Below are 21,336 nucleotides of genomic sequence, written 5' to 3' on the forward strand. Positions count from 1 at the left end.
GGCAGCCCGGCGAGGTTGCGTCGTCCGGCTTGACCCCCTCAGAATCGCGACGGAGGTTGGTCATGACGTTCTGCATCGGGCTGGTCGATCTGCGCGTGCCATCGCCGCATTCCAAGCAGGGGCGGTTCGACGCGGTCGCCGCTTGGCGCGCGCAACGGCGGCGCGTCTGGCTGACGCGCTGCCGCATCACGCTGACCACCGATGAGGGCGAGGATCAGCCGGGCATCGTCGCGCGGCTCCAGAGTGTCCTCGCCACCCATCGCCGGGGCGCGGAGACCGCCGAGCTCGACATCGTCTGCCACGGCATGGCGTTCGGCTATTCGGGGCCGCACGTGCCGGGCCCCGTCTCGGACGCCTACGGCATCTCGGGACTGGGCTATGCCCTTCAGCTCGGCACCGGCCTCGGCAGCCCGACGCTGCATCACTGGGCACCGGTGCAGAACGTGTTCCGCCGCGTGCGGCTCTATGCGTGTGGCGAGCGCAGCCCGACGCTCGATCGCGCCTATCTCAACAACGTCGCGCGCGAGCAGTTCTGCCGCCGGCTTGCCGAGCTGCTGAACGCGGAGGTCGTGAGCAGTGCCGCGACCTGCGTCTATTCGGTCCGGCCCGACCCGACCCCGGATCCCAGCATAGCGGTCGACGGGTGGGACGGGAGTGCCCCGGTCATGGTGTTCCAGCCCTCGGGCGGCAGGCGCACCCTGCCGCGCGGCGACCGGCTGGGCCGCTGAGCGCGCCCTGCGGCGCGCAGCTTTCGCGTCGCGTACGGGTGGGGCAGGGACGCTCTGTTGCGTCCGGGTGGCTTGCCGGGCAACAGTTTCCTCTGTCTTGCTAAGCCCATGCGTGCCCTTTAGGTGCAGGCACGACCGAACCGATCCAACGGGGGGAACGAGGATGGCAACCGCCGATACCGCGCAGCGCAAGAAGGGCAAGGCTGCGAAGCCGCTGGCGATGTCGCGCGAGGAACTGCTCACCGCGTTCCGCGACATGCTGCTGATCCGCCGTTTCGAGGAGAAGGCCGGCCAGCTCTACGGCATGGGGCTGATCGGCGGATTCTGCCATCTCTATATCGGCCAGGAGGCCGTGGTGGTGGGCATGCAGTCCGTGCTCAAGCCGGGCGATCAGGTGATCACCTCCTACCGCGACCACGGGCACATGCTCGCCTGCGGCATGGAGGCGCGCGGCGTGATGGCGGAACTCACCGGGCGCATCGGCGGCTACTCGAAGGGCAAGGGCGGCTCGATGCACATGTTCTCCACCGAGAAGGGGTTCTACGGCGGGCACGGCATCGTCGGTGCGCAGGTGAGCCTCGGCGCCGGTCTCGCCTTCGCCAACTGGTATCGCGAGAACGACAATGTGTCCCTGACCTATTTCGGCGAGGGCGCGGCCAACCAGGGGCAGGTGTACGAGAGCTTCAACCTCGCCGCGCTGTGGAAGCTCCCCTGCGTGTTCATCATCGAGAACAACCGCTACTCGATGGGCACGGAGCAGTCGCGCGCCACCACCTCGAAGGATCTCTCGAAGAAGGGCGAGCCCTGGGGCATTCCGGGGATGCAGGTGGACGGGATGGACGTGCTGAAGGTGCGCGAGGCGGCCGAGGTGGTGGTGGCGCATTGCCGCTCCGGCAAGGGTCCGTACCTGATGGAGATCCTGACCTACCGCTACCGCGGCCACTCGATGTCGGACCCGGCGAAGTACCGCACCCGCGACGAGGTGCAGAAGATGCGCGAGACCCGCGACCCGATCGAGGGCGCGCGCAAGGTGCTGATCGAGACGCTCGGCGTCGCCGAGGGTGAGCTCAAGGCGATCGAGGACGAGGTGAAGGCGATCGTGCAGGACGCCGCGGACTTCGCGCAGCAAAGCCCCGAACCGCCGGAGAGCGAGCTCTGGACCGATGTGCTGACCGAGGCGGCCTGAGCGGGCAGGGGACACGACCATGGCGACGAACATCCTGATGCCCGCGCTCAGCCCGACCATGACGGAGGGCAAGCTCGCGAAGTGGCTCAAGAAGGAGGGTGAGACGATCAAGGCCGGCGAGGTGATCGCCGAGATCGAGACCGACAAGGCGACCATGGAGGTCGAGGCGGTCGACGAGGGGAAGCTCACCAAGATCGTCGTGCCCGAGGGCACCGAGGGGGTGCAGGTGAATTCCGTGATCGCGGTGCTGAACGGCGACGCCTCGGCGCCCGCACCGGCGCCCAAGCCGGCGGAGACCAAGGCACCCGAGAAGGCACCCGAGCCGGCCAAGGCGTCCGAGCCCGCCAAGCCGCCGCCGGCGGCGAAGGCGGCCACACGCGACAAGGACTGGGGCGAAGCGAAGCCGATCACGGTGCGCGAGGCGCTGCGCGACGCGATGGCGCTGGAGATGCGGCGCGACGCGGATGTGTTCCTGATGGGCGAGGAGGTCGGCCAGTACCAGGGCGCCTACAAGATCTCCCAGGGCCTGCTCGACGAGTTCGGGCCGAAGCGCGTGATCGACACGCCGATCACCGAGCACGGCTTCACCGGGCTTGCGGTCGGCGCGGCGTTCGCGGGGCTGAAACCGATCGTCGAGTTCATGACCTTCAACTTCTCGATGCAGGCGATCGACCAGATCATCAACTCGGCCGCCAAGACCAACTACATGTCGGGCGGCCAGGTGCGCTGCCCGATCGTGTTCCGCGGTCCCAACGGTGCCGCGTCGCGCGTCGCCGCGCAGCACAGCCAGTGCTACGCGTCGTGGTACGCGCACTGCCCCGGGCTGAAGGTGATCGCCCCCTGGTCGTCGGAGGACGCGAAGGGGCTGCTGCGCGCCGCGATCCGCGATCCGAACCCGGTGATCTTCCTCGAGAACGAGGTGGTGTACGGCCAGACCTTCCCGTGCCCGGTCTCGGAGGACTTCATCCTGCCGATCGGCAAGGCGAAGATCGAGCGCGCGGGCGAGCACGTGACGATTGTCGCGTTCTCGATCGCGGTCGGCTACGCGATGGCGGCCGCCGAGAAGCTCGCCGAGGAAGGGATCAGCGCGGAGGTGATCAACCTGCGCACGATCCGTCCGCTCGACATCGACACGATCGTCGAGTCCGTGAAGAAGACCAATCGCCTCGTCTCGGTCGAGGAGGGCTGGCCCTTCGCGGGGATCGGTTCGGAGATCGCTGCGGTGGCGATGGAGCACTGCTTCGACTGGCTCGATGCGCCGATGGTGCGGGTGCACGGCGTGGATGTGCCGATGCCCTATGCCGCCAATCTCGAGAAGCTGGCGCTGCCCTCGGTGGCGCAGGTGGTCGAGGCGGCGAAGCGCGTGACGTATCGCTGAGGTCGGGGAGAGAGACGGACGATGGGCACGCAGATCCTGATGCCGGCGCTGAGCCCGACCATGACCGAGGGCACGCTCGCGCGCTGGCTGAAGAAGGAAGGCGACACGATCAAGGCGGGTGACGTGATCGCCGAGATCGAGACCGACAAGGCGACGATGGAGGTCGAGGCGGTCGACGAGGGGGTGCTTGAGAAGATCCTGGTGCCCGAGGGCACGGCCGGTGTGGCGGTGAACGCGCCGATCGCCGAGCTGGCGGGCGAGGGGGGCGCGAAGGCCGCGCCGAAGCCGGAGGCGAAGGCCGAGGCGCCCAAGGTCGAGGCACCGAAGCCCGAGCCGGCGCCGAAGCCCGCCGGCAACGGACACGACAAGGGCGAGCGCGTGTTCGCGTCCCCGCTCGCGCGGCGCATGGCTGCGCAGGCCGGGATCGACCTCGCCGCATTGAAGGGCAGCGGGCCGAACGGGCGCGTCGTGAAGGCGGATATCGAGGCGGCGATGTCGGGTGCCGCGCCGAAGGCCGCCGCCGCGCCGGCTGCGGCACCTGCTCCGGCGGCTGCCGCTCCCGCGCCGAAGGCACCGGCCGCGCCGATCGCCGCACCGCACGAGATCGTTCCGCACTCGACGATGCGCAAGGTGATCGCGCGCCGCCTGTCGGAGAGCAAGGCGACGATTCCCCACTTCTACGCCACGGTGGATGTGGAGCTCGACGCGCTGCTGAAGCTTCGCGCGGAGCTGAACGCGAAGTCGCCGAAGGACGGGCCCGGGGCGTGGAAGGTCTCGGTCAACGACATGGTCATCAAGGCCTCGGCGATCGCGCTGCGCCGGCTGCCGAAGGTGAACGCGTCGTGGCAGGACGATGCGATGGTGATGTACCAGGACGTGGACATCTCGGTCGCGGTGTCGATCCCGGACGGTCTGATCACGCCGATCATCCGCAAGGCCGACCTCAAAGGCCTCGCGACGATCTCGAACGAGATGAAGGACCTCGCCGCGCGAGCGAAGACGGGCAAGCTGAAGCCCGAGGAGTTCCAGGGCGGGTCGTTCTCGATCAGCAACATGGGCATGATGGGGGTGAAGGACTTCTCCGCCATCATCAATCCGCCGCAGGCCGCGATCCTGGCGGTGAGCGCGGGCCAACAGCGGCCGGTGGTGAAGGACGGCGCACTCGCGATCGCGACGATGATGACGGTGACGATCAGCGTCGATCATCGCGTGATCGACGGCGCCTTGGCGGCCGAGTGGCTCGGCGTGTTCAAGGGGATCGTCGAGGATCCCTTGCAGATGATGCTATAATTGGAGAGAATAATAACAGAGGGGTGACAACAGAAATGGACACCCTAAGGCTTTGCGCCCGTAAATTCGTATGGACTATCTTAAGTTTTGTTCTATGCTTACTCATTCTCTGGGGCCTACTTACCGATGGTCCCCGCTGGTTTATCTGGCTAGTCGAGGCGCTTTCGAAGCTCGCTTGGCCTGGCGCAGTAATCGCATTTGCATTTCTATTTCGTGAACCAATTGCACTTGCGCTGTCTCACAGCGCGCGGAAGTTGGCAGAAGCAGGGCCAATAAGAAAATTCGGACCAGTCGAGTTCGATGCACCAACGGTGACGCCGGACGGACATATTCAAAGTGATGGGAGTAGAGGCCTGTCTGCTAAAGAAGATGTAAGTAGCATTCGTGACTTTAGGCATCAAATTTACCTTGACCAACGAAATATATTTATTGTTCATGAGGCTCGATTGATGAATGACAAAGAGGTTAGCGCATTTGGCCTGGAAACACAGTCTGGTCAAATGCATTGGGAGGTAAAAGTTGAACTTGATCGCCACATATCACCACAAAGGAAGGAATTTAAGGGCATGGAAGATATAGAGAGTGTAGAGTATTATTTTGGAGATGCTTGGGGTAAGCAGTCATTTGTTTCGAAAGATAGACATGGTTTATTTGCTATGAAAACTTTTGTATATGCACCGTTTTTGTGTGTGGCAGAAATAACTTTCTCTGATCAAACAAAAATCAAGACTTTTCGTTACGTGGACCTTCCTGGCTACAAACTTGGCCGGATCTCTGGGAATGGAGGAGCGGGTGGCTGATACTTACGACCTCATCGTGATCGGCGGCGGCCCGGGCGGCTATGTCGCGGCGATCCGCGCCACCCAGCTCGGCCTCAAGACCGCGCTCGTCGAACGCGAGCACCTGGGCGGTATCTGCCTCAACTGGGGCTGCATCCCGACCAAGGCGCTGCTGCGCTCCTCCGAGATCAACCACTTGCTGCACACGCTCGACGCCTACGGCTTCGCCGCCGACAACCCGCGCTACGACTTCGCCAAGGTGGTGAAGCGCTCGCGCCAGGTCGCAAGCCAGCTCTCGGGCGGCGTGAAGCACCTGCTCAAGAAGAACAAGGTCACGGTGATCGACGGCCACGGCAAGCTCGCGGGGCCCCAGACCGTCGCGGCCGAGAAGGACGCTGAGCTGAAGTCCCCGCACATCCTGCTCGCCACCGGCGCGCGCGCGCGCGTGCTGCCGGGCATCGAGCCTGACGGCGAAACGGTCTGGACCTACAAGGAAGCGATGGTGCCCAAGACGATGCCGAAGTCGGTTCTGGTGATCGGCTCGGGCGCGATCGGCATCGAGTTCGCCTCGTTCTACGCCAACATGGGCGCCAAGGTGACGGTGGTCGAGGTGCTCGACCGCGTGCTGCCGGTGGAGGACGAGGAGATCTCCGCCTTCGCGCACAAGGCCTTCACCAAGCAGGGCATGACGATCCTGACCGGTGCGAAGGTGCAGGGCGTGAAGAAGAACGGCGCCACCGCCACCGTGATCGTCGAGGACGGCAAGGGCAAGGTGCACGAGATCGCGGTCGAGAAGGTGATCAGCGCGGTCGGCATCGTCGGCAATGTCGAGGGGATCGGCCTCGAAGGCACCAAGGTGACGGTGGAGAAGACGCACGTCGTCACCGACGGCTTCGGCCGCACCGGCGAGACGGGGGTCTATGCGATCGGCGACCTGACCGGCCCGCCCTGGCTCGCGCACAAGGCCAGCCACGAGGGCGTGGTCTGCGTCGAGGCGATCGCGGGCAAGAACGACGTCCACCCGATCGACGCGACCAACATCCCCGGTTGCACCTATTGCCGGCCGCAGGTGGCCTCGGTGGGGCTCACGGAGGCGGCGGCGAAGGCGAAGGGCCACGAGGTGCGCGTGGGGCGCTTCCCGTTCATCGGCAACGGCAAGGCGATCGCGCTCGGCGAGCCCGAGGGCCTGGTGAAGACCGTGTTCGACGCCAAGACGGGCGAGCTGCTCGGCGCGCACATGGTCGGCGCCGAGGTGACCGAGCTGATCCAGGGCTACGCGATCGCGCGCACGGCGGAGCTGACCGAGGCGGAGCTGATGCACACCGTATTCCCGCACCCGACGCTGTCGGAGATGATGCACGAGAGCGTGCTCGACGCGTACGGAAGGGTGATCCACATCTGACCCTCACCCTGTCCCTCTCCCACCATGATGGGAGAGGGGACGCGCATCGCCACCGGGTTCCCTCTCCCGCGCGCGGGAGAGGGACAGGGTGAGGGCCCTCGCTTGACCCATGCCGCATTCCGCGCCACCTGACCACCATGACCACCCGCATCGAGATCGACCACCGCCAAGGCGCCGCGCGCCACCCCGAGAAGGCGCACCGCCCGGACAACCCGATCCAGCGCAAGCCCGCCTGGATCCGGGTCAAGGCGCCGACCCATCCGGTCTATGTCGAGACGCGCAACCTGCTGCGCGAAAAGAAGCTCGTCACGGTCTGCGAGGAGGCGGCCTGCCCGAACATCGGCGAGTGCTGGTCGCAACGCCACGCCACCATGATGATCATGGGCGACACCTGCACGCGCGCCTGCGCCTTCTGCAACGTCGCGACCGGGGTGCCGGGTCCGCTCGACGCGGACGAGCCGCGGCGCGTGGCCGAGGCGGTGGCCACACTCGGGCTGCGCCACGTGGTGATCACCTCGGTCGATCGTGACGATCTGGACGACGGCGGCGCGGCCCACTTCGCCGCCGTGATCCGCGCCATCCGCGCGGCCGCGCCCGGCACCACGATCGAGATCCTGACGCCCGACTTCCTGCGCAAGGGTGACCGCGCGATCGCCACCGTGGTCGAGGCGAAGCCGGACGTGTTCAACCACAACCTCGAAACCGTGCCGCGGCTGTACCCCACGATCCGCCCCGGCGCGCGCTACTTCGTCAGCCTCCGCCTGCTCGGCCGGGTGAAGGAGATGGACCCCACGATCTTCACCAAGTCCGGGCTGATGGTCGGGCTCGGCGAGGCGCGCGAGGAACTGATCCAGGTGATGGACGATCTGCGCGCGGCCGAGGTCGATTTCCTCACCCTCGGCCAGTATCTCCAGCCGACCGTGAAGCACGCGGCGGTGGACCGCTTCGTTGCGCCGGAGGAGTTCGCCGATTTCGCGGCACTGGCCCGCGGCAAGGGGTTCCTGATGGTGGCATCAAGCCCGCTGACGCGCTCGTCCTACCACGCGGATGCCGATTTCGCGGCGCTGCGCGCCGCGCGCGCGGCAAAGCTGGCGGCTGGCGCATAGGACCGATCCCCGCTTTGTCCTTTCCTTCGCGCCGCCGGCGCCTAGATTGAAGTGCCATGCCGACGCACGCGCAGAAGCAGTTCATGCCCTACGCGCCCGACCAGCTCTTCGACCTGGTCGCGGATGTCGGCCGCTACCCCGAGTTCCTGCCCTGGTGTGTCGGCGCACGCGTACGCGAGCGGACCGAGACGCTGCTGGTCGCCGATCTCGTGATCGGCTTCAAGGTGTTCCGCGAGCGCTTCACCAGCCATGTGACGCTGGAGCGGCCGGACCACATCCATGTGCGCTACCTGGAAGGCCCGTTCCGTTACCTCAACAACCACTGGCGCTTCGTTCCCGAGAACGACGGCACGCTGGTCGACTTCTATGTCGATTTCGAGTTCCGCTCGAAGCTGCTTCAGGCGGCGATCGGGCTGGTGTTCAACGAGGCGGTCAAGCTGATGGTGAACGCGTTCGAGCGCCGGGCGCGCCGCATCTACGGGCCGCCCGACACCGCACCGGCCGCCCGGCCCCTGCCGAGCGCAGGGACCTGAGTCCGGCTGGGCCGGTCAGGTGAGTTCGAGTTCCTTCCTGAGCCGCTCCATTTCCTCCTTCAGTTTCAGCTTCTCGCGCTTGATCCGGGTGACCGTTGTTTCGTCGGCGCGGGGCCGGGTCATCTCCGCCGAAAGCTGCTCCTCGAGAGCAGCGTGGCGGCCGGTCAAGGTCATGAGCCGCTGCTGAAGGTTCATCGGCAACTCCCTCTTGGTGGACGGGTCTTGCGCCTTTTGGTTGTGAAGTCTGAACCATCCGCGGCGCAGGGAGCAAGCGTCGGCTTTGTGTTTGACGAAATGATGACGCCGGTCGCGCTGATCGGTGCGATCAAGCTTTCGCGTTGGACGCTCGGCAGGGAGCTGCGCACGATCGGCGGATGACCTGGACGCTCTACGGCGACTGGAATTCCGGCGCGACGATCGTCGAGATTCTGCTCAACGAGGCGGCTGCACCGTTCGCGTTTCGCCAGATTTCGATCGCGCGCGACCAGCAGCTCGATGCCGCGTTCGGTGCGATCAATCCGATGCGGCGCCTACCCGCTCTGGTTGTGCCGGGCGGCATGCTGGTGACCGAAAGTCTGGCGTGCGTGCTGGTGCTCGCCGAGCACGTGCCCGACGCGAGGCTGCTCCCGCCGCCCGCCACGCCCGGGCGTGCGACCGTGCTGCGCTGGATGGCGTTCCTCGCCGGCGAGCTCTACGGCGCGGTCGGGCGCTTCGACTATCCGGAACGCTACACCACCGACCCGGGCGGCACGACCGCCGTGCGCGACTCGGCGGTCGCGGAGACGCGCCGGCTGTGGTCGCTGCTCGATGGCAACCTCGGCCCGGGCCCCTACGTGCTCGGCGAGCGGTTCTCGGCGCTGGACGCGCAGATCCTGGTGATGAGCCGCTGGACCAACGGGCCGGCCGAGTGGGTGGATGAGCACTGCCCGCGCATCGCCGAGGTCGTCCGCACGACGGCGGCGCGGCCTTCGGCGGCGGCGATCTGGACCCGCAACTACGAGCCGGTCCGCCCCGCGCGCGCCGACGAGGCGGCGTCCGTGGCCGCGCTGGTGGAGGCGGCCTATGCGCCCTGGGTGCCGGTGGTCGGCCAGCGGCCCGGACCGATGGACGATGACTACGCCGGCAGGATCGCGCGCGGCGAGGTCTTCGTCGTCGCGGAAGCCTCGGACGTGCTCGCCGGGCTCGTGGTGATCGAGGAGAAGGCTGGCGCTCTCTGGCTCGACAATGTCGCGACTGCGCCCGCCTACGCCGGCAAGGGGCTCGGGCGGCGGCTGATCCGCTTCGCCGAGGCCGAGGCGCGCCACCGCGGCTACGGCGCGATCCGGCTCTACACGCACCAGCGCATGGAGCGGAACGTCGCGCTCTATCGTGCGCTCGGCTATGCCGAAACGGGGCGCAGCGTCGAGGCCGGTTTCCCGCGCGTCTTCATGGAGAAGCGCCTGGCGGGGTAGCCAAGCGCGTCCCTCCTTGCTTTCCTCCCCGCCTTCGCAAGGAGTTCCCATGGTCGCGACCGACACCGCCCTCCACTACACGCCGCGCAAGCCCGACCCGCGGCTGCCGCCGCCGCGCATCAACCTCTATTCCGATACCCAAACGAAGCCGTCAGCGGCGATGAAGGCGGCGATGATGGCGGCCGAGGTCGGCGACGAGCAGCACGGCGACGACCCAACCGTCTGGGCGCTCTGCGACCGCATGGCCGCTCTGCTCGGCAAGGAGGCGGCGGTGTTCCTGCCGTCGGGCACGATGTGCAACCAGATCGCGATCCGCGTGCACTGCCGCCCCGGCGACGAGATCATCGCGCACGAGCACGCGCATATCGTCACCAGCGAGCACGGCGGCCCGTGGGCGAATGCGGGTGCCGGCGTGCGCACGCTCAAGGGCGAGCGCGGCATGTTCTCGCCTGAGGCGCTGAAGGCGGCGATCACACCCAAGGGCCGCTATGCCGCGAACCAGGCGCTGATGGAGGTGGAGCAGACCGCCAATCTCGGCGGCGGCGCGGTCTGGCCGAAGACTGAGCTCGACGCGGTTGCCGCGGTCGCGCATGCGGCGGGGCTGACGACGCATATGGATGGCGCGCGGCTGATGAACGCCTGCGTCGCCTCGGGCGTGACCCCGGCCGAAATGACCGCCGGCTACGACTCCGTCTGGCTTGACTTCACCAAGGGGCTCGGCGCGCCGCTTGGCGCGGTGCTGGCCGGTTCGGCCCGCTTCATCGACGAGGCGTGGCGCTGGAAGCAGCGCATGGGCGGCTCGATGCGCCAGGGCGGCATCTGCGCGGCCGCCTGCCTCCATGCGCTCGACCACAATGTCGAGCGGCTCGCCGAGGACCACGCGAACGCGAAGTCGCTTGCGCGTGCGTTGGCGCAGATCGAGGGTGTGGTGGTGCAGGAGCCCGACACCAATCTCGTGTTCTTCGATCCCTCCGGCACCGGAACATCGGCCGCCACCCTTGCCGCGAAGCTCGCCGGGCAGGGGATCTGGATCAGCGTGCTGAACGGCCGCGGCCGCGCCTGCACGCATCTCGACGTGACGGCCGCCATGGTGGAGGAGGCGGCCGACGCGATCCGGACGATCCTGCGCGGATGAGCCTGGACGTCGCGCGGCTGCGGGCGGACACCCCCGGCTGCGCAAGGGTTCTGCACCTCAACAACGCCGGCGCGGCGCTGCCGCCGGCGCCCGTGCTGGACGCGGTGATCGGGCATCTCAGGCGCGAGGCCGAGATCGGCGGCTACGAGGCGGCGGACGAGGCCGAGCCTGGATTGAAGATGGGCTACCGCGCGATCGCCCGCCTGATCGGCGCCGCACCGGACGAGATCGCCCTGGTCGAGAGCGCGACCCAGGCCTGGACGCTCGGCTTCCACGCCTTCGAGTTCGGCGAGGGCGACCGCATCCTGACCGCGCGGGCGGAGTACGCCTCGAACGTGATCTCGTTCCTGCATCTCGCCCGTGCCCGCGGCGTGGTGGTGGAGGTGGTGCCGTCGGACGGCGATGGCGTGCTGGACGTTGAGGCTCTGCGGCGGATGATCGACGCGCGCACGAAGCTGATCGCGGTGACGCATGTGCCGACCAATGGCGGGCTGGTCAATCCGGCCGCCGCGATCGGTGCGGTGGCCCGCGCGCACGGCATCCCGTTCCTGCTCGATGCCTGTCAATCGGTCGGGCAGTTGCCGATCGACGTGGACGCGATCGGGTGCGACATGCTCTCGGCGACGGGCCGGAAGTTCCTGCGCGGCCCGCGCGGCACCGGGTTCCTCTACGTGCGCCGTACGATCCTCGACCGCCTGCGCCCGCCCTTCCTCGACCTGCACTCCGCGCGCTGGACCGGCGCGCGCGACTACGCGGTCGAGCCCGGCGCGGCACGGTTCGAGATGTGGGAGAGTTCGATCGCGTGCCGGCTCGGCCTCGGCGCGGCGGTGGCCTACGCGCTGGCGCTCGGCATCGAGGCGATCGCGACGCGCATCGGCACGCTCGCCGAGATCCTGCGCGAACGGCTCGCGGCACTTCCCGGGGTCGTCGTGCACGACCTCGGGCGCAAGCGGTGCGGGATCGTGACGTTCACGCTTGAAGGGGTGACTGCGCGCGACACCTCGGCGCGGCTGCGCGCGCAGGGGATCAACACCTCGGTCTCGACCGCCCCCTTCGCGCGCTGGGACATGGAGCCGCGCGGACTGAGCGAGCTCGTCCGCGCGTCTCCCCATGCCTACAACACCGAGGACGAGCTCGATCGCTTCGTGTCCGCGATCGCCGGACTGCCCTGACGATGAAGTCCCCACTGGGCGCTGCCGGTGGTGGGGCGTCACCGTGGCGCATCATTGGCACTTAGCGTCGGTCCCCGAGAGCAGACCGAGCACGCACTTCTCGTCGTCCTTCGGCGCAGCGCTCACAAGCAGCAGGGCGCCTTCGAGCACGCCCGCGGACATGCACTTGATTTGGCCGAAGGGGGCCGCGTTCGCGCTGCGGCCGGTCGGAGCGACGGCGAAGCCGACGGGGTGCATCGCCGAGTACGGCGTCATCATGGAGGGCTCGCCGACCGCGTCGGCGTTGAAGACGATCTCCACCTCCTGCTTCTCGCCGTCGCCGATCTTGAGCGATCGGTACACGGTGTAGCGGACGGCGAGAGCGATCCGCGTCGCGGTGTCGCCCGCCATCTGGCTCAAACTGAGGGTTACGATGGCCGTAACGGACGCTTCGGTCCTGACGGTCGCCATCGAGCCGCCGGGGCGCCAGTCAAGGAATGTTGTTTCCCGGCTTGCTGCCGGCATTTCCATGCCGGCCAGGCCGGGCATCATCCCCTCTGCGTAGTAGGTGGTTACCCTGCCGCAATTCACGGCCTTCAGCAGGCCCGCACCTTCGAAGCGACGTTCGAGACGCGTCCAATCCGCCGGAGGAGGCTCGGCTTGCTGCGCATTCTTCAGGCGCAACGCGAGCTCACTTCGTGTCTCTTCGATCGACCGCATTGTGACACCGTTCAGCATCGGGAAGAACGCGGAGCGGGCCGGAGACGGCGGGGGCTGCTCGTTGTAGGCCGGCGGCGGCGAATAGGAATACTGCGCGAGGGCGTACCCAGGGGCCCAAAGAAGTGCAATCACGGCCGGAATGGCTCGTACGCGCACGGGATGTCCTTCCGTTACGACCATCACGCATCTGTCAACCAATGAAACTGTATTCCATACTGATGTCGATATCAATATGGTATCGGTCGACCTCAGAGGCGTCCATCCGACCGTCGGCACCTGGCAGGGCGGCGCGGCATCGAATTCTTCGGCGTCAGCCGGACGATCCTCGACCGCCCCCTTCGCGCGCTGGGACATGGAGCCGCGCGGACTGAGCGAGCTCGTCCACGCGTCTCCCATGCCTACAACACCGAGGACAAGCTCGATCGCGTCGTCAGCGCGGTCGCTGCTCTGCGATAGCGGTCATCTCGCCCAGGCCCCCGCGCGCCGGCGCCGGCCGCGGCTCCGCGCGAGCGGCGAGCCGCGGACACGTCGGGCTGTCCGCTGGCGCGAGGCCGAGCATGCAGGTCTGATCAGCCGTAAGCGTCGCCTCGTCGAGCAGCAGCGCCTTCTCCAGCGCACCACTTGCCATGCAGGCAAGGCGCGCGAAGGGCAGGGCGTTCATCGAGTTGCCCATCGGGGCGACGCCGAAGCCGACCGGGTGCATGGCCGTGTACGGCGTGAAGGCCGCCGCCTCGCCGCGCCGCGCGGAGGTGAATTTCATGGTCACCTCGGGCTGACGCACGCCATCGAGCGTCAGGGTACGCGTCACGCGGTAGGTGACGTCGACGGTGATGCGCGACGCCATGCCGCCGTTCTCCGGCTGCACCTGCATGCGCGCGTCCGCCTCGACCTCGGCGGCCGCCTCGGCCATGACGAGCGTGCCATCAGGGCGCCAGGCCATGAACGCCACGTCCGGCGAGGACACCGGCATCTTGCTGGTGCCGGCGAGGGCCGCGCTCGCGCCGTTGGGATAGAACGCGTCGATCGTGCCGCAGGTGACGGCCTTGTGGAGACCGCCGTTGCGGAACCGGAGGATCCCCTGGCCGGGCGACCCGGCCTCCCCCGGAACGCGCACCCGCAGACGCTCCAGCGCCACCTCCGGCGTCAGCATGACGACGGTCGTGGTGACCGGGTAGAAGCTCCCGCCCTGCTCCGCGTAGGGGTTGGGGGCGCTGTAGCTGTACTGTGCCAATGCGCTGCCGGCAGCGAGGAAGGTGATGCCGAAGCTTGAGATGAACAGGCGCTTCATGGTTGCCTCCAATGCCCAGATGCGGCACGGAGGGTAGGGAAGTCACGAGTGCGCGCGCTGTGATCGTCGTCACGCCCCGGTCCGATCCGATCGGCACGACGCCGGAATGCGAGCCCGCGCCCGACGGCGTCCACGTCCTGCCGGACCGTCCGCGTCACGCCCAACCCGGGTCCCCGACATGACCGCGACCACCGCCCAACCCAGCCTGCTGCTGCGCGAGGACGACACCGGCGTCGCTACGCTGACGCTGAACCGTCCAGCCGCGCGCAACGCGCTCTCGCTCGCGCTGCTCGGGGCGCTCGAGACCACGCTCGCCGCGCTCGCCGCCAACCGTGCGGTGAAGGTCGTGGTGATCACCGGCGCCGGCCCCGGCTTCTGTGCCGGGCACGACCTGCGCGAGCTGACCGAGGCGCGCAACGATCCCGACCGCGGACGGGCGTTCTTCGAGACGACCATGGCGCGCTGTGCCGCGGTGATGCAGGCGGTCGCGACGCTGCCGAAGCCCACCATCGCCGCGGTGAACGGGATCGCTACGGCGGCCGGCTGCCAGCTCGTCGCCTCCTGCGACATCGCGATCGCCGACGCTCACGCGCGGTTCTGCACGCCCGGGGTCAATATCGGCCTGTTCTGCGCCACGCCGGCGGTGGCGCTATCGCGCGCGGTGCCGCGACGCGACGCGCTGGAGATGCTCTACACCGGCGAGCTGGTCGACGCGGCGCACGCGCACCGCATCGGCCTCGTCAATCGGGTGGTCGGCGATGGACAGGCGCTCCCCGAGGCGCGGGCGCTCGCCGCACGCATCGCCGAACGGCCCGCGAGCGTGGTGCAGGGCGGCAAGGCCGCGTTCCTGCGCCAGGAGGGGCGTGCGCTGGATGCGGCCTACGCCGACGCCTCGCGCGCGATGGTGGCGCAGTTGCTCGCCGAGGCGTCGGAGGAGGGGATCGGCGCGTTCCTCGACAAGCGCGCCCCCGTCTGGCCTCAGGACTGACCAGCGCCGCGCGCGAGCCGGAACGCTGCCGCCACGCTCGCCTCGCGCACCGCCGCGCGGTCGCCCGGGAATACGTGCCGCTCGACCATGGGCTGGGTCCCGCGTCGCTGCGCGCCGAGGAACACGAGCCCCACCGGCTTGGTGGCCGTCGCTCCGCCCGGCCCGGCGATCCCGGTCACGCTGAGGGCCACGTCGGCGAGGCTGCGCGCGAGCGCGCCCTCGACCATCGCGCGCGCGACCTCCGCGCTCACGGCACCGGCGGACGCAATCAGCGTCTCCGGCACGCCGAGCATCTCCGCCTTGGCCTCGTTCGAGTAGGTCACGAAGCCGCGCTCGATAACGTCGGACGAGCCGGCGATCGCGGTCAGCGTCGCCGCGATCAGCCCGCCGGTACAGCTCTCGGCGGTCACGATCCGCAGGCCGCCTGCCCGGTAGAGCGCGAGCAGCGCCTCGGCCTCGGCCAGCAGGGTCGGGTCAATCATGGGAACCACTCGGTCGGCAGAACGGATGACAGGGCGAGAAGCGCGAAGACAGCGAGCGCGCCGGCGATCAGGTCGTCGAGCATCACCCCGGTCGCGCCGCCCTGGCGATCCGCCCAGCCGACCGGGCCGGGCTTGGCGATGTCGAACAGCCGGAACAGCGCGAAGGCTGCTGCCACGCCGGCCCAGCCGAACGCGGGCAGGCCGACGAGCGCGAGCCACATCCCGGCCGCCTCGTCGATCACGATCCAACCCGGGTCGGACTCCGGCGTCCGTTCCAGTTCCCGCGCGACCGCCCACCAGCCGAGCGCCGTCAATGCCAGGGCACTCGCCGCCACCGCGAGCGGCCCGGCGAGCGCAAGCATCACGGCTCCCGGCACCAGCGCGACCGCGGAACCCCAGGTGCCGGGACCCGGGTGCAGGAAACCGACGCCGAACAGCGAGGCGATCGCGCGCGTCACGGCTGCGCCTCGATCCACGCGTCGAGCGCGGGCGCGATCTCCGGCTCCGACAGCGTCGGCGCATGACCGACACCGGGCAGCACCAGCTCTGTCATGTCGGGGCAGCGGGCGCGCATCCGCGCTGCGGTCTCGGACGAGAGAATGTCGCTGATCCCGCCGCGCACGAGGAGGACCGGTACGCGGGCGAGCGCATCGAACAGCGGCCAGAGATCGGGCAGGGATCGCCCGTCCAGCGTGCGCGCGATCGCCGGGTCCCAGTGCGCCGACCAGCGCCCGTCAGGATCGCGCGCGAAGGTCAGTGCCGCGAACTCGCGCCACTCCTCGGGTGTGCTCAGTGACAGCCACGGCAGCGTCTGCCGCAGGAAGCCAGCCGCATGGTCGAGGTCCGGCTGGGTGTGGCGGCCGCCGACGAAGCCGCGCACGAAGGCGAGCCCGCTGCCGCCGACCTCCGGGCCGATGTCGTTCAGCATCGCCGCCACGACCAGTCCTGGCCGCGCGGCCGCAAGCCCCATCGCGAGCAGCCCGCCGAGCGACGTGCCGAGCACGACCGCGCGCGGAATGTGCAGGGCGGCGCAGACATCGAGAACGTCGGCGAGGGAACGCTCGGCCCGGTAGCGCCGCCAGTCGCGCGCACGCTCGGACAGCCCGCGACCGATATAATCCGGCGCCACAACAAGCCGCCGTCCGGCATGGCGCAGCGCCACCCGGCCGAAATCCCCACCGGTGCGAACCATGCCGGCGAGACACAGAAGCGGCGTGCGCGCGGTGCGCTCGCCCCAGATCCGCACCGCGATGCCGAGACCGTCCGCGGCCGGGATCCGGCGGACGCTCCCGCTCACGCCGCTGCGGCCGCACCCGCGAGCAGGGCCGGGAGCCCCTCCGGCGCTGCGATGGTCTCGGCGGGCGGCGCCCACGCGAACTCGCCCCGCGCGCCGTCGCGGTTCAACCAGATCGCGGCAAGGCCCGACGCGGTCGCGCCGGCGACGTCCCAGGGATGCGCGGAGACATAGGCGATCTCGCCGGGTGCGACGCCGAACCGCGCCGGCGCGAGCGCATAGACCTCGGGCGCGGGCTTGAACAGGCCGGTCGGCTCGGCGCTGATCAGCGCGTCGAACAGCGGATAGAGCTCGCCCGCCTTCACCGCCGCCGTCAGCATGGTCACGGAGGCGTTGCTGAGCAGGCCCACCTGACGACCGCGCGTGCGTTTCAGCGCCTCGAGCACCGGGCGGATGTCCGGGAAGGGCGGGGCCTGGAGCTGGCCCTGCATCAGTCGCGCGCGCAAGAGCGCGTTCCTGCCGAGGCCGAGGACGGCGAGCGCGTGGTCGAGCGCCTCGCCGGTCACCTCCCAGAGATCGATCCGCCGTCCGGTGATGGCGGAGAGCCACGCATACTCGAATCGCTTCGCCTGCCAGAGCCGCGCGAGCGGTCCGGCCGTGTCGCCGAGTGCGTCCTCCGCGCGCAGCACCGCGCCGATGCTGTCGAACACCGTGCCGTAGCCAGAGAACACCACCGCACGGATCGCGTCGAGCCTGCCGCTCATCGTCCCATCACAAGGACCGGATGGCCGGCGCCCGCGCCCGCGCGGGCCTGGTAGATGGTCTGGCTCTCGATCACGCGCATCACGTAGTTGCGGGTCTCGTTGAACGGAATGAGCTCGATCCAGTCGATCGGGTCGGTTTCACCCACACGCGGATCGCCGTTCGTGTTGAGCCACTGGCGCACGCGATGCGCGCCCGCATTGTACGCCGCGAGGGCAAGCGGCACCGCGCGGTCGAAATCGTCGAGCCGCTTGGCGAGATAGGCCGTGCCCAGCCGCATGTTCGCGAACGGCTCGAACAGCCGGGTCGCGAGGGACGGTTCGCCCAGCTCGCGCGCCATGCCGCGCGCGGTGGCCGGCATCAGCTGCATCAGCCCGCGCGCGCCGGCGGGGCTGACGGCGTTGGTCTCGAAGTTGCTCTCCTGGCGCATCAGCGCCAGTGCCAGCGCGGGCTCGACCTCGGGCGGCGGGCTGAACGGGGTCGGCCAGCCGGCCAGCGGCAGCACCGTGCCGTGGCGCGCCATCACCCGGCGCGCGATCCAGACCGCGGTGTCCTGCTGGCCAAGACGCACCGCGAGTCGTGCGGCGAGCGCGCGATCCACCGCGTCGGGCGCAAGGTCGGCGAGCTGGAGCAGCACCTGGCGCGCGCGCCGTGCCTCGCCGACCTCGACCAGCAGCCGCGCGGCCTGGGCGAGCTCGCGCCGTTCCCAGAGGGCGGCGTGCTCGGGGTCGGCCTCGGGGTCCGAGAGTGCGGCGATGCGCCCGCGCAGCGATGCCTCGGTCTCGCCGGCGGCAAGCGCTCCGAGCTGGCCGTAGAAGGTGAGGGGATGTTCCGCCGCCGCGCGATAGGCGGCCTGCGCCTCCTCGGCACGCTGGGCAGCCAGCAGCGCCCGGCCGCGCCAGTAGGCGCCGCGGCTGACGCTGATCGGCGCCGTGGCTGCCTGTTCGAGCGCGACGAAGTGGCGCAGTGCGTCCTCGGGCCGGCCGAGCTGGCGCAGCGCGATCCAGCCGGCGAGGAACTCGGCCTCGAGGAAGTCCACGGACCCGCGATCGGTCAGTCCGTGCGCGGCCGCGAGCCGGTAGGCGGCCGGCGCGTCACGCAGCCGGATCAGGCGGCGGATCAGGATGTGACGCTCGGACCAGAACTGCCCCTGGCGTTCGACCGGCGCCGCCCTCTGCGCAGGCGTTCCGTCGGCGAGCCAGAACCGCGCGGCCTCACTGTCGCGGTCCTGCTGGCGGAGCGCGCGGGCGCGCTCGAAGAACACCACCGGGTCGCGCCGGTGCTCGGGCGTGAAGCCGAAATCGCCGGCCGACCCGGACAGCGCCTCAAGCCGCGCGCGCAGCACCGCCTGGCCTGCCGGCGGGATGCTGTCGAGCCGCCGTCGTGCGCCCTCGGCGTCGCGCGCCCAGGTCAGCCGGTCGGCCCGCGCCCAGTGGTCCTCCGCGCGCACGATGCTGCCATGCCGCTCGAGGAACGCCCGCTCCTCGGTCCCGCTGCCCGGAAGGTCGGTCCAGACGGCGCGCCGCAGCCGGGTCGCGCCGGCGCGGTCGCCGGTCGCCTCCAGCGCCTCGGCGTGGCGGAGGCGTCCGTTCAGGCCGGTCGGCGGATGATGGGCGTACCAGCGGCGCACGGCGGCGTGGTCGATCAGGGCCGCGTGCACCTCCTCGGCGCGGCGGGCCAGGGTCATCTGCAACGGCCAGTCGGGGTTCTCGGCGATGAAGCGGGCCAGCTCGCCGGCGCTGGTGGGTCCGGAGATCAGGCGCAGCCATGTGACGGTCTTGGCCGCGACCGGCTGGGTGCAGCGCGCCGGCTCCCCCCAGCGTCCGTTGGCGGCAGCCGTCAGGGCCGCCCGGCAGCCGGGATCCAGCGGCTGGGCGACGGCAATCCCCGGCAGCAGCAGCAGCGGAAGCAGCCGACTCGCGAGCCCGCGCATGTCCCGGTTGTAGAGGCCGAGCAGTTAACAAAACAAGCGCCCCATGGACACGGGGGCGTGCAGGGGCCAGTTTGCGCGCTTTGCGGCCAGGCCGCCTTCGGGGAGAGCACCGCCATGTTCAAGGGATCGCTCGTCGCGCTGATCACGCCGATGCGCCGGGACGGCGCGGTCGACGAGAAGGCGTATCAGGACTTCGTCGCCTGGCAGATCGCCGAGGGCACGCACGGGCTGGTCCCCGTGGGCACCACCGGCGAGTCGCCGACGCTCAGCCATGACGAGCACAAGCGCGTGGTGGAGCTCTGCCTCGAGGTGGCGACGGGCAAGGTGCCGGTCATGGCGGGCACGGGCTCGAACAGCACCGAGGAGGCGATCGACCTCACGCGCCACGCCAAGAAGGCCGGCGCCGATGGCGCACTGGTGGTGACCCCCTACTACAACCGCCCGACCCAGGAGGGGCTCTACCTCCACTTCAAGGCGATCGCCGAGGCCGTGGACATCCCGATCGTGATCTACAACATCCCCGGCCGTTCCGCGGTGGACATGACACCGGAGACGATGGGACGGCTGGCGAAGCTGCCGAACATCGTCGGCGTGAAGGACGCGACCGCGAACCTCACGCGGCCACTGCACCAGAAGCGGAGCTGCGGGTCGGACTTCATCCAGCTCTCGGGTGAGGATCACACCGCGCTCGCCTTCAATGCCTCGGGCGGGGTGGGCTGCATCAGCGTGAGCGCAAACGTGGCCCCGCGGCTCTGCGCGGAGATGCAGAGCGCCTGGGCCAAGGGTGACGTGGCGACCGCGACGCAGATCCAGGACCGGCTGACCCCTGTGCACGACGCGATGTTCTGCGAGACCTCGCCCGGGCCGGTGAAGTATGCCGCGCATCTGCTCGGCAAGTGCGAGGAGACCTGCCGGCTGCCGCTCGCGCCGATCGCACCCGCGAGCCGGGAGAAGGTGCGCGCCGCGCTGGTCGATGCGGGGCTGATGAACTGATCCCGGTGGCCCCCAGGGCCGCCGGTGCGCGCAGGGTTGGTGTGGCGGCTGCGCGCGAACGCAAGGGTTCTGAGTGGCGAAGGACGCGAAGAAGAAGGGCCTGATCGCGTATGGCATGGTCGCGCAGAACCGCAAGGCGCGGCATGACTACGCCATCAAGGAGACGCTTGAGGCCGGGATCGTGCTGAAGGGGCCGGAGGTCAAGAGCCTCCGGCATGGCCGCGCGACGCTGACCGAGGCCTGGGCGGGCGAGCGCGAGGGCGAGCTCTGGCTGTTCAATCTCTACATCCCGGAATACCAGGGCGGTGTGCTGAGCCGGTTCGAGCCACGCGCGCCGCGCAAGCTGCTGGTGCACCGCAAGCAGCTCCGCTCGCTGATCGGCGCGGTGGCGCGCGAGGGCGCGACGATCGTGCCGCTGCAGATCCATTTCAACGACCGCGGCCGGGCGAAGGTGCTGCTGGGGCTCGCCGAGGGCCGGCGCAAGGTGGACAAGCGCGCGGTGATCAAGGAGCGCGATTGGCAGCGCGACAAGGCGCGGATCATGCGCGCGCGCGGGTAGGGCGCGGGTCACGTCTCGGCGAGAGCGCCGTTTCGGCGTGGGGCTCGGCTGCGCGGCTCTGGCAAGACCCGTCGCGACCGATCAGCGCGAACGGGGAATGACGATGCGTCGACAGTGGATCATCACCATGGCGGCCGCCCTTGCGATCGCCGCGTCGTCGGTCGCGGAGGCGAGCGACCCTTGGCCCACCGCACCGGGATTGCTGCTGCCCGGCACCTTCACCGGCGACCTGCCCGCC

23 protein-coding genes are annotated in these 21,336 nt (G+C 69.4%); 15 read left to right on the top strand and 8 right to left on the bottom strand.

Features of this window, described 5'->3' with window-relative positions:
• Window positions 1–62: 62 nt before the first annotated feature.
• The 8 genes from ACTIFU_RS05860 (at window position 63) to ACTIFU_RS05895 (ending at window position 8,402) form a co-directional block, all read left to right on the top strand.
• Window positions 63–728, top strand: a complete 666-nt coding sequence (locus ACTIFU_RS05860) for a hypothetical protein (RefSeq protein ID WP_439577353.1) — start codon at window positions 63–65, stop codon at window positions 726–728.
• A gap of 220 nt (window positions 729–948) precedes the next feature.
• On the top strand, window positions 949–1,914 hold the full coding sequence (gene pdhA, locus ACTIFU_RS05865) for a pyruvate dehydrogenase (acetyl-transferring) E1 component subunit alpha (RefSeq protein ID WP_439577378.1): 966 nt from the start codon (window positions 949–951) through the stop codon (window positions 1,912–1,914).
• Between the two features lie 19 nt (window positions 1,915–1,933).
• Window positions 1,934–3,292, top strand: coding sequence for a pyruvate dehydrogenase complex E1 component subunit beta (locus ACTIFU_RS05870; protein ID WP_439577354.1), 1,359 nt, complete (start codon window positions 1,934–1,936; stop codon window positions 3,290–3,292).
• 21 nt (window positions 3,293–3,313) lie between these two features.
• Window positions 3,314–4,582: a pyruvate dehydrogenase complex dihydrolipoamide acetyltransferase gene (locus tag ACTIFU_RS05875; RefSeq protein ID WP_439577355.1), complete on the top strand. Its 1,269-nt coding sequence runs from the start codon at window positions 3,314–3,316 to the stop codon at window positions 4,580–4,582.
• Window positions 4,583–4,605: 23 nt separating this feature from the next.
• Complete coding sequence (locus ACTIFU_RS05880) at window positions 4,606–5,382, top strand: pYEATS domain-containing protein (RefSeq protein WP_439577356.1); 777 nt, start codon at window positions 4,606–4,608, stop codon at window positions 5,380–5,382.
• The gene (gene lpdA, locus ACTIFU_RS05885; RefSeq protein WP_439577357.1) at window positions 5,363–6,763 is read left to right on the top strand and encodes a dihydrolipoyl dehydrogenase; all 1,401 of its coding nucleotides are present in this window, start codon (window positions 5,363–5,365) and stop codon (window positions 6,761–6,763) included. Before ACTIFU_RS05880 ends, lpdA begins: the two co-directional genes overlap by 20 nt.
• A gap of 137 nt (window positions 6,764–6,900) precedes the next feature.
• On the top strand, window positions 6,901–7,869 hold the full coding sequence (lipA, locus tag ACTIFU_RS05890) for a lipoyl synthase (RefSeq protein ID WP_439577358.1): 969 nt from the start codon (window positions 6,901–6,903) through the stop codon (window positions 7,867–7,869).
• 56 nt (window positions 7,870–7,925) lie between these two features.
• Complete coding sequence (locus tag ACTIFU_RS05895; protein WP_439577359.1) at window positions 7,926–8,402, top strand: type II toxin-antitoxin system RatA family toxin; 477 nt, start codon at window positions 7,926–7,928, stop codon at window positions 8,400–8,402.
• Between the two features lie 15 nt (window positions 8,403–8,417).
• Here ACTIFU_RS05895 and ACTIFU_RS05900 read toward each other — a convergent pair whose 3' ends face one another.
• Window positions 8,418–8,597, bottom strand: coding sequence for a YdcH family protein (locus ACTIFU_RS05900; protein WP_439577360.1), 180 nt, complete (start codon window positions 8,595–8,597; stop codon window positions 8,418–8,420).
• Window positions 8,598–8,624: 27 nt separating this feature from the next.
• On the opposite strand from ACTIFU_RS05900, the gene ACTIFU_RS05905 reads away from it, so the two are divergent.
• From ACTIFU_RS05905 to ACTIFU_RS05920, 4 genes are read left to right on the top strand one after another with little or no spacing between them, the layout of a single operon-like run.
• Window positions 8,625–8,780, top strand: coding sequence for a hypothetical protein (locus ACTIFU_RS05905; protein ID WP_439577361.1), 156 nt, complete (start codon window positions 8,625–8,627; stop codon window positions 8,778–8,780).
• Window positions 8,777–9,853, top strand: a complete 1,077-nt coding sequence (locus tag ACTIFU_RS05910) for a GNAT family N-acetyltransferase (protein WP_439577362.1) — start codon at window positions 8,777–8,779, stop codon at window positions 9,851–9,853. The genes ACTIFU_RS05905 and ACTIFU_RS05910 overlap by 4 nt, the downstream gene beginning before the upstream one ends.
• Before the next feature lie 49 nt (window positions 9,854–9,902).
• Window positions 9,903–10,988 carry a threonine aldolase family protein gene (locus ACTIFU_RS05915; RefSeq protein WP_439577363.1) on the top strand — a complete coding sequence of 362 codons (1,086 nt, stop codon included), beginning with the start codon at window positions 9,903–9,905 and terminating at the stop codon, window positions 10,986–10,988.
• A complete protein-coding gene (locus ACTIFU_RS05920) occupies window positions 10,985–12,160 on the top strand; it encodes an aminotransferase class V-fold PLP-dependent enzyme (RefSeq protein ID WP_439577364.1) in 1,176 nt (391 codons plus the stop codon). The genes ACTIFU_RS05915 and ACTIFU_RS05920 overlap by 4 nt, the downstream gene beginning before the upstream one ends.
• Window positions 12,161–12,211: 51 nt before the next feature.
• Here the strand turns inward: ACTIFU_RS05920 and ACTIFU_RS05925 are convergent, their stop codons facing one another.
• Together ACTIFU_RS05925 and ACTIFU_RS05930 are read right to left on the bottom strand one after the other, a co-directional pair.
• Window positions 12,212–13,015: a hypothetical protein gene (locus ACTIFU_RS05925; protein ID WP_439577365.1), complete on the bottom strand. Its 804-nt coding sequence runs from the start codon at window positions 13,013–13,015 to the stop codon at window positions 12,212–12,214.
• A gap of 274 nt (window positions 13,016–13,289) precedes the next feature.
• Entirely contained in the window at window positions 13,290–14,147 is an 858-nt protein-coding gene (locus tag ACTIFU_RS05930; RefSeq protein WP_439577366.1) for a hypothetical protein, read from the bottom strand.
• Window positions 14,148–14,325: 178 nt separating this feature from the next.
• On the opposite strand from ACTIFU_RS05930, the gene ACTIFU_RS05935 reads away from it, so the two are divergent.
• Window positions 14,326–15,135 (top strand): enoyl-CoA hydratase, encoded by an 810-nt coding sequence (locus ACTIFU_RS05935; protein WP_439577367.1) that lies wholly within the window; start codon window positions 14,326–14,328, stop codon window positions 15,133–15,135.
• Here the strand turns inward: ACTIFU_RS05935 and ACTIFU_RS05940 are convergent.
• From ACTIFU_RS05940 to ACTIFU_RS05960, 5 genes are read right to left on the bottom strand one after another with little or no spacing between them, the layout of a single operon-like run.
• Window positions 15,126–15,617 (bottom strand): CinA family protein, encoded by a 492-nt coding sequence (locus ACTIFU_RS05940; protein WP_439577368.1) that lies wholly within the window; start codon window positions 15,615–15,617, stop codon window positions 15,126–15,128. The genes ACTIFU_RS05935 and ACTIFU_RS05940 overlap by 10 nt on opposite strands.
• Window positions 15,614–16,075: a phosphatidylglycerophosphatase A family protein gene (locus ACTIFU_RS05945; protein ID WP_439577369.1), complete on the bottom strand. Its 462-nt coding sequence runs from the start codon at window positions 16,073–16,075 to the stop codon at window positions 15,614–15,616. Before ACTIFU_RS05945 ends, ACTIFU_RS05940 begins: the two co-directional genes overlap by 4 nt.
• Complete coding sequence (locus ACTIFU_RS05950) at window positions 16,072–16,914, bottom strand: alpha/beta fold hydrolase (protein ID WP_439577370.1); 843 nt, start codon at window positions 16,912–16,914, stop codon at window positions 16,072–16,074. Before ACTIFU_RS05950 ends, ACTIFU_RS05945 begins: the two co-directional genes overlap by 4 nt.
• A complete protein-coding gene (locus ACTIFU_RS05955) occupies window positions 16,911–17,615 on the bottom strand; it encodes a haloacid dehalogenase type II (protein WP_439577371.1) in 705 nt (234 codons plus the stop codon). The genes ACTIFU_RS05950 and ACTIFU_RS05955 overlap by 4 nt, the downstream gene beginning before the upstream one ends.
• Complete coding sequence (locus ACTIFU_RS05960; protein WP_439577372.1) at window positions 17,612–19,546, bottom strand: transglycosylase SLT domain-containing protein; 1,935 nt, start codon at window positions 19,544–19,546, stop codon at window positions 17,612–17,614. Before ACTIFU_RS05960 ends, ACTIFU_RS05955 begins: the two co-directional genes overlap by 4 nt.
• A gap of 114 nt (window positions 19,547–19,660) precedes the next feature.
• On the opposite strand from ACTIFU_RS05960, the gene dapA reads away from it, so the two are divergent.
• Together dapA and smpB are read left to right on the top strand one after the other, a co-directional pair.
• Window positions 19,661–20,539, top strand: coding sequence for a 4-hydroxy-tetrahydrodipicolinate synthase (gene dapA / locus ACTIFU_RS05965; RefSeq protein ID WP_439577373.1), 879 nt, complete (start codon window positions 19,661–19,663; stop codon window positions 20,537–20,539).
• 115 nt (window positions 20,540–20,654) lie between these two features.
• Entirely contained in the window at window positions 20,655–21,098 is a 444-nt protein-coding gene (smpB, locus tag ACTIFU_RS05970; RefSeq protein ID WP_439577379.1) for an SsrA-binding protein SmpB, read from the top strand.
• Window positions 21,099–21,336 lie beyond the last annotated feature (238 nt).

Origin of the sequence: Elioraea sp., from assembly GCF_051860475.1 — a bacterium.
GTDB lineage: Bacteria > Pseudomonadota > Alphaproteobacteria > Acetobacterales > Acetobacteraceae > Elioraea.

Bases quoted from the DNA above. Each gene is read 5' to 3' on its own strand.
- ACTIFU_RS05860 (WP_439577353.1), top strand. From the start codon at position 63: ATGACGTTCTGCATCGGGCTGGTCGATCTGCGCGTGCCATCGCCGCAT.
- pdhA (WP_439577378.1), top strand. From the start codon at position 949: ATGTCGCGCGAGGAACTGCTCACCGCGTTCCGCGACATGCTGCTGATC.
- ACTIFU_RS05870 (WP_439577354.1), top strand. From the start codon at position 1,934: ATGGCGACGAACATCCTGATGCCCGCGCTCAGCCCGACCATGACGGAG.
- ACTIFU_RS05875 (WP_439577355.1), top strand. From the start codon at position 3,314: ATGGGCACGCAGATCCTGATGCCGGCGCTGAGCCCGACCATGACCGAG.
- lpdA (WP_439577357.1), top strand. From the start codon at position 5,363: ATGGAGGAGCGGGTGGCTGATACTTACGACCTCATCGTGATCGGCGGC.
- lipA (WP_439577358.1), top strand. From the start codon at position 6,901: ATGACCACCCGCATCGAGATCGACCACCGCCAAGGCGCCGCGCGCCAC.
- ACTIFU_RS05895 (WP_439577359.1), top strand. From the start codon at position 7,926: ATGCCGACGCACGCGCAGAAGCAGTTCATGCCCTACGCGCCCGACCAG.
- ACTIFU_RS05900 (WP_439577360.1), bottom strand. From the start codon at position 8,597: ATGAACCTTCAGCAGCGGCTCATGACCTTGACCGGCCGCCACGCTGCT.
- ACTIFU_RS05910 (WP_439577362.1), top strand. From the start codon at position 8,777: ATGACCTGGACGCTCTACGGCGACTGGAATTCCGGCGCGACGATCGTC.
- ACTIFU_RS05915 (WP_439577363.1), top strand. From the start codon at position 9,903: ATGGTCGCGACCGACACCGCCCTCCACTACACGCCGCGCAAGCCCGAC.
- ACTIFU_RS05920 (WP_439577364.1), top strand. From the start codon at position 10,985: ATGAGCCTGGACGTCGCGCGGCTGCGGGCGGACACCCCCGGCTGCGCA.
- ACTIFU_RS05930 (WP_439577366.1), bottom strand. From the start codon at position 14,147: ATGAAGCGCCTGTTCATCTCAAGCTTCGGCATCACCTTCCTCGCTGCC.
- ACTIFU_RS05935 (WP_439577367.1), top strand. From the start codon at position 14,326: ATGACCGCGACCACCGCCCAACCCAGCCTGCTGCTGCGCGAGGACGAC.
- ACTIFU_RS05940 (WP_439577368.1), bottom strand. From the start codon at position 15,617: ATGATTGACCCGACCCTGCTGGCCGAGGCCGAGGCGCTGCTCGCGCTC.
- ACTIFU_RS05955 (WP_439577371.1), bottom strand. From the start codon at position 17,615: ATGAGCGGCAGGCTCGACGCGATCCGTGCGGTGGTGTTCTCTGGCTAC.
- ACTIFU_RS05960 (WP_439577372.1), bottom strand. From the start codon at position 19,546: ATGCGCGGGCTCGCGAGTCGGCTGCTTCCGCTGCTGCTGCTGCCGGGG.
- dapA (WP_439577373.1), top strand. From the start codon at position 19,661: ATGTTCAAGGGATCGCTCGTCGCGCTGATCACGCCGATGCGCCGGGAC.
- smpB (WP_439577379.1), top strand. From the start codon at position 20,655: ATGGTCGCGCAGAACCGCAAGGCGCGGCATGACTACGCCATCAAGGAG.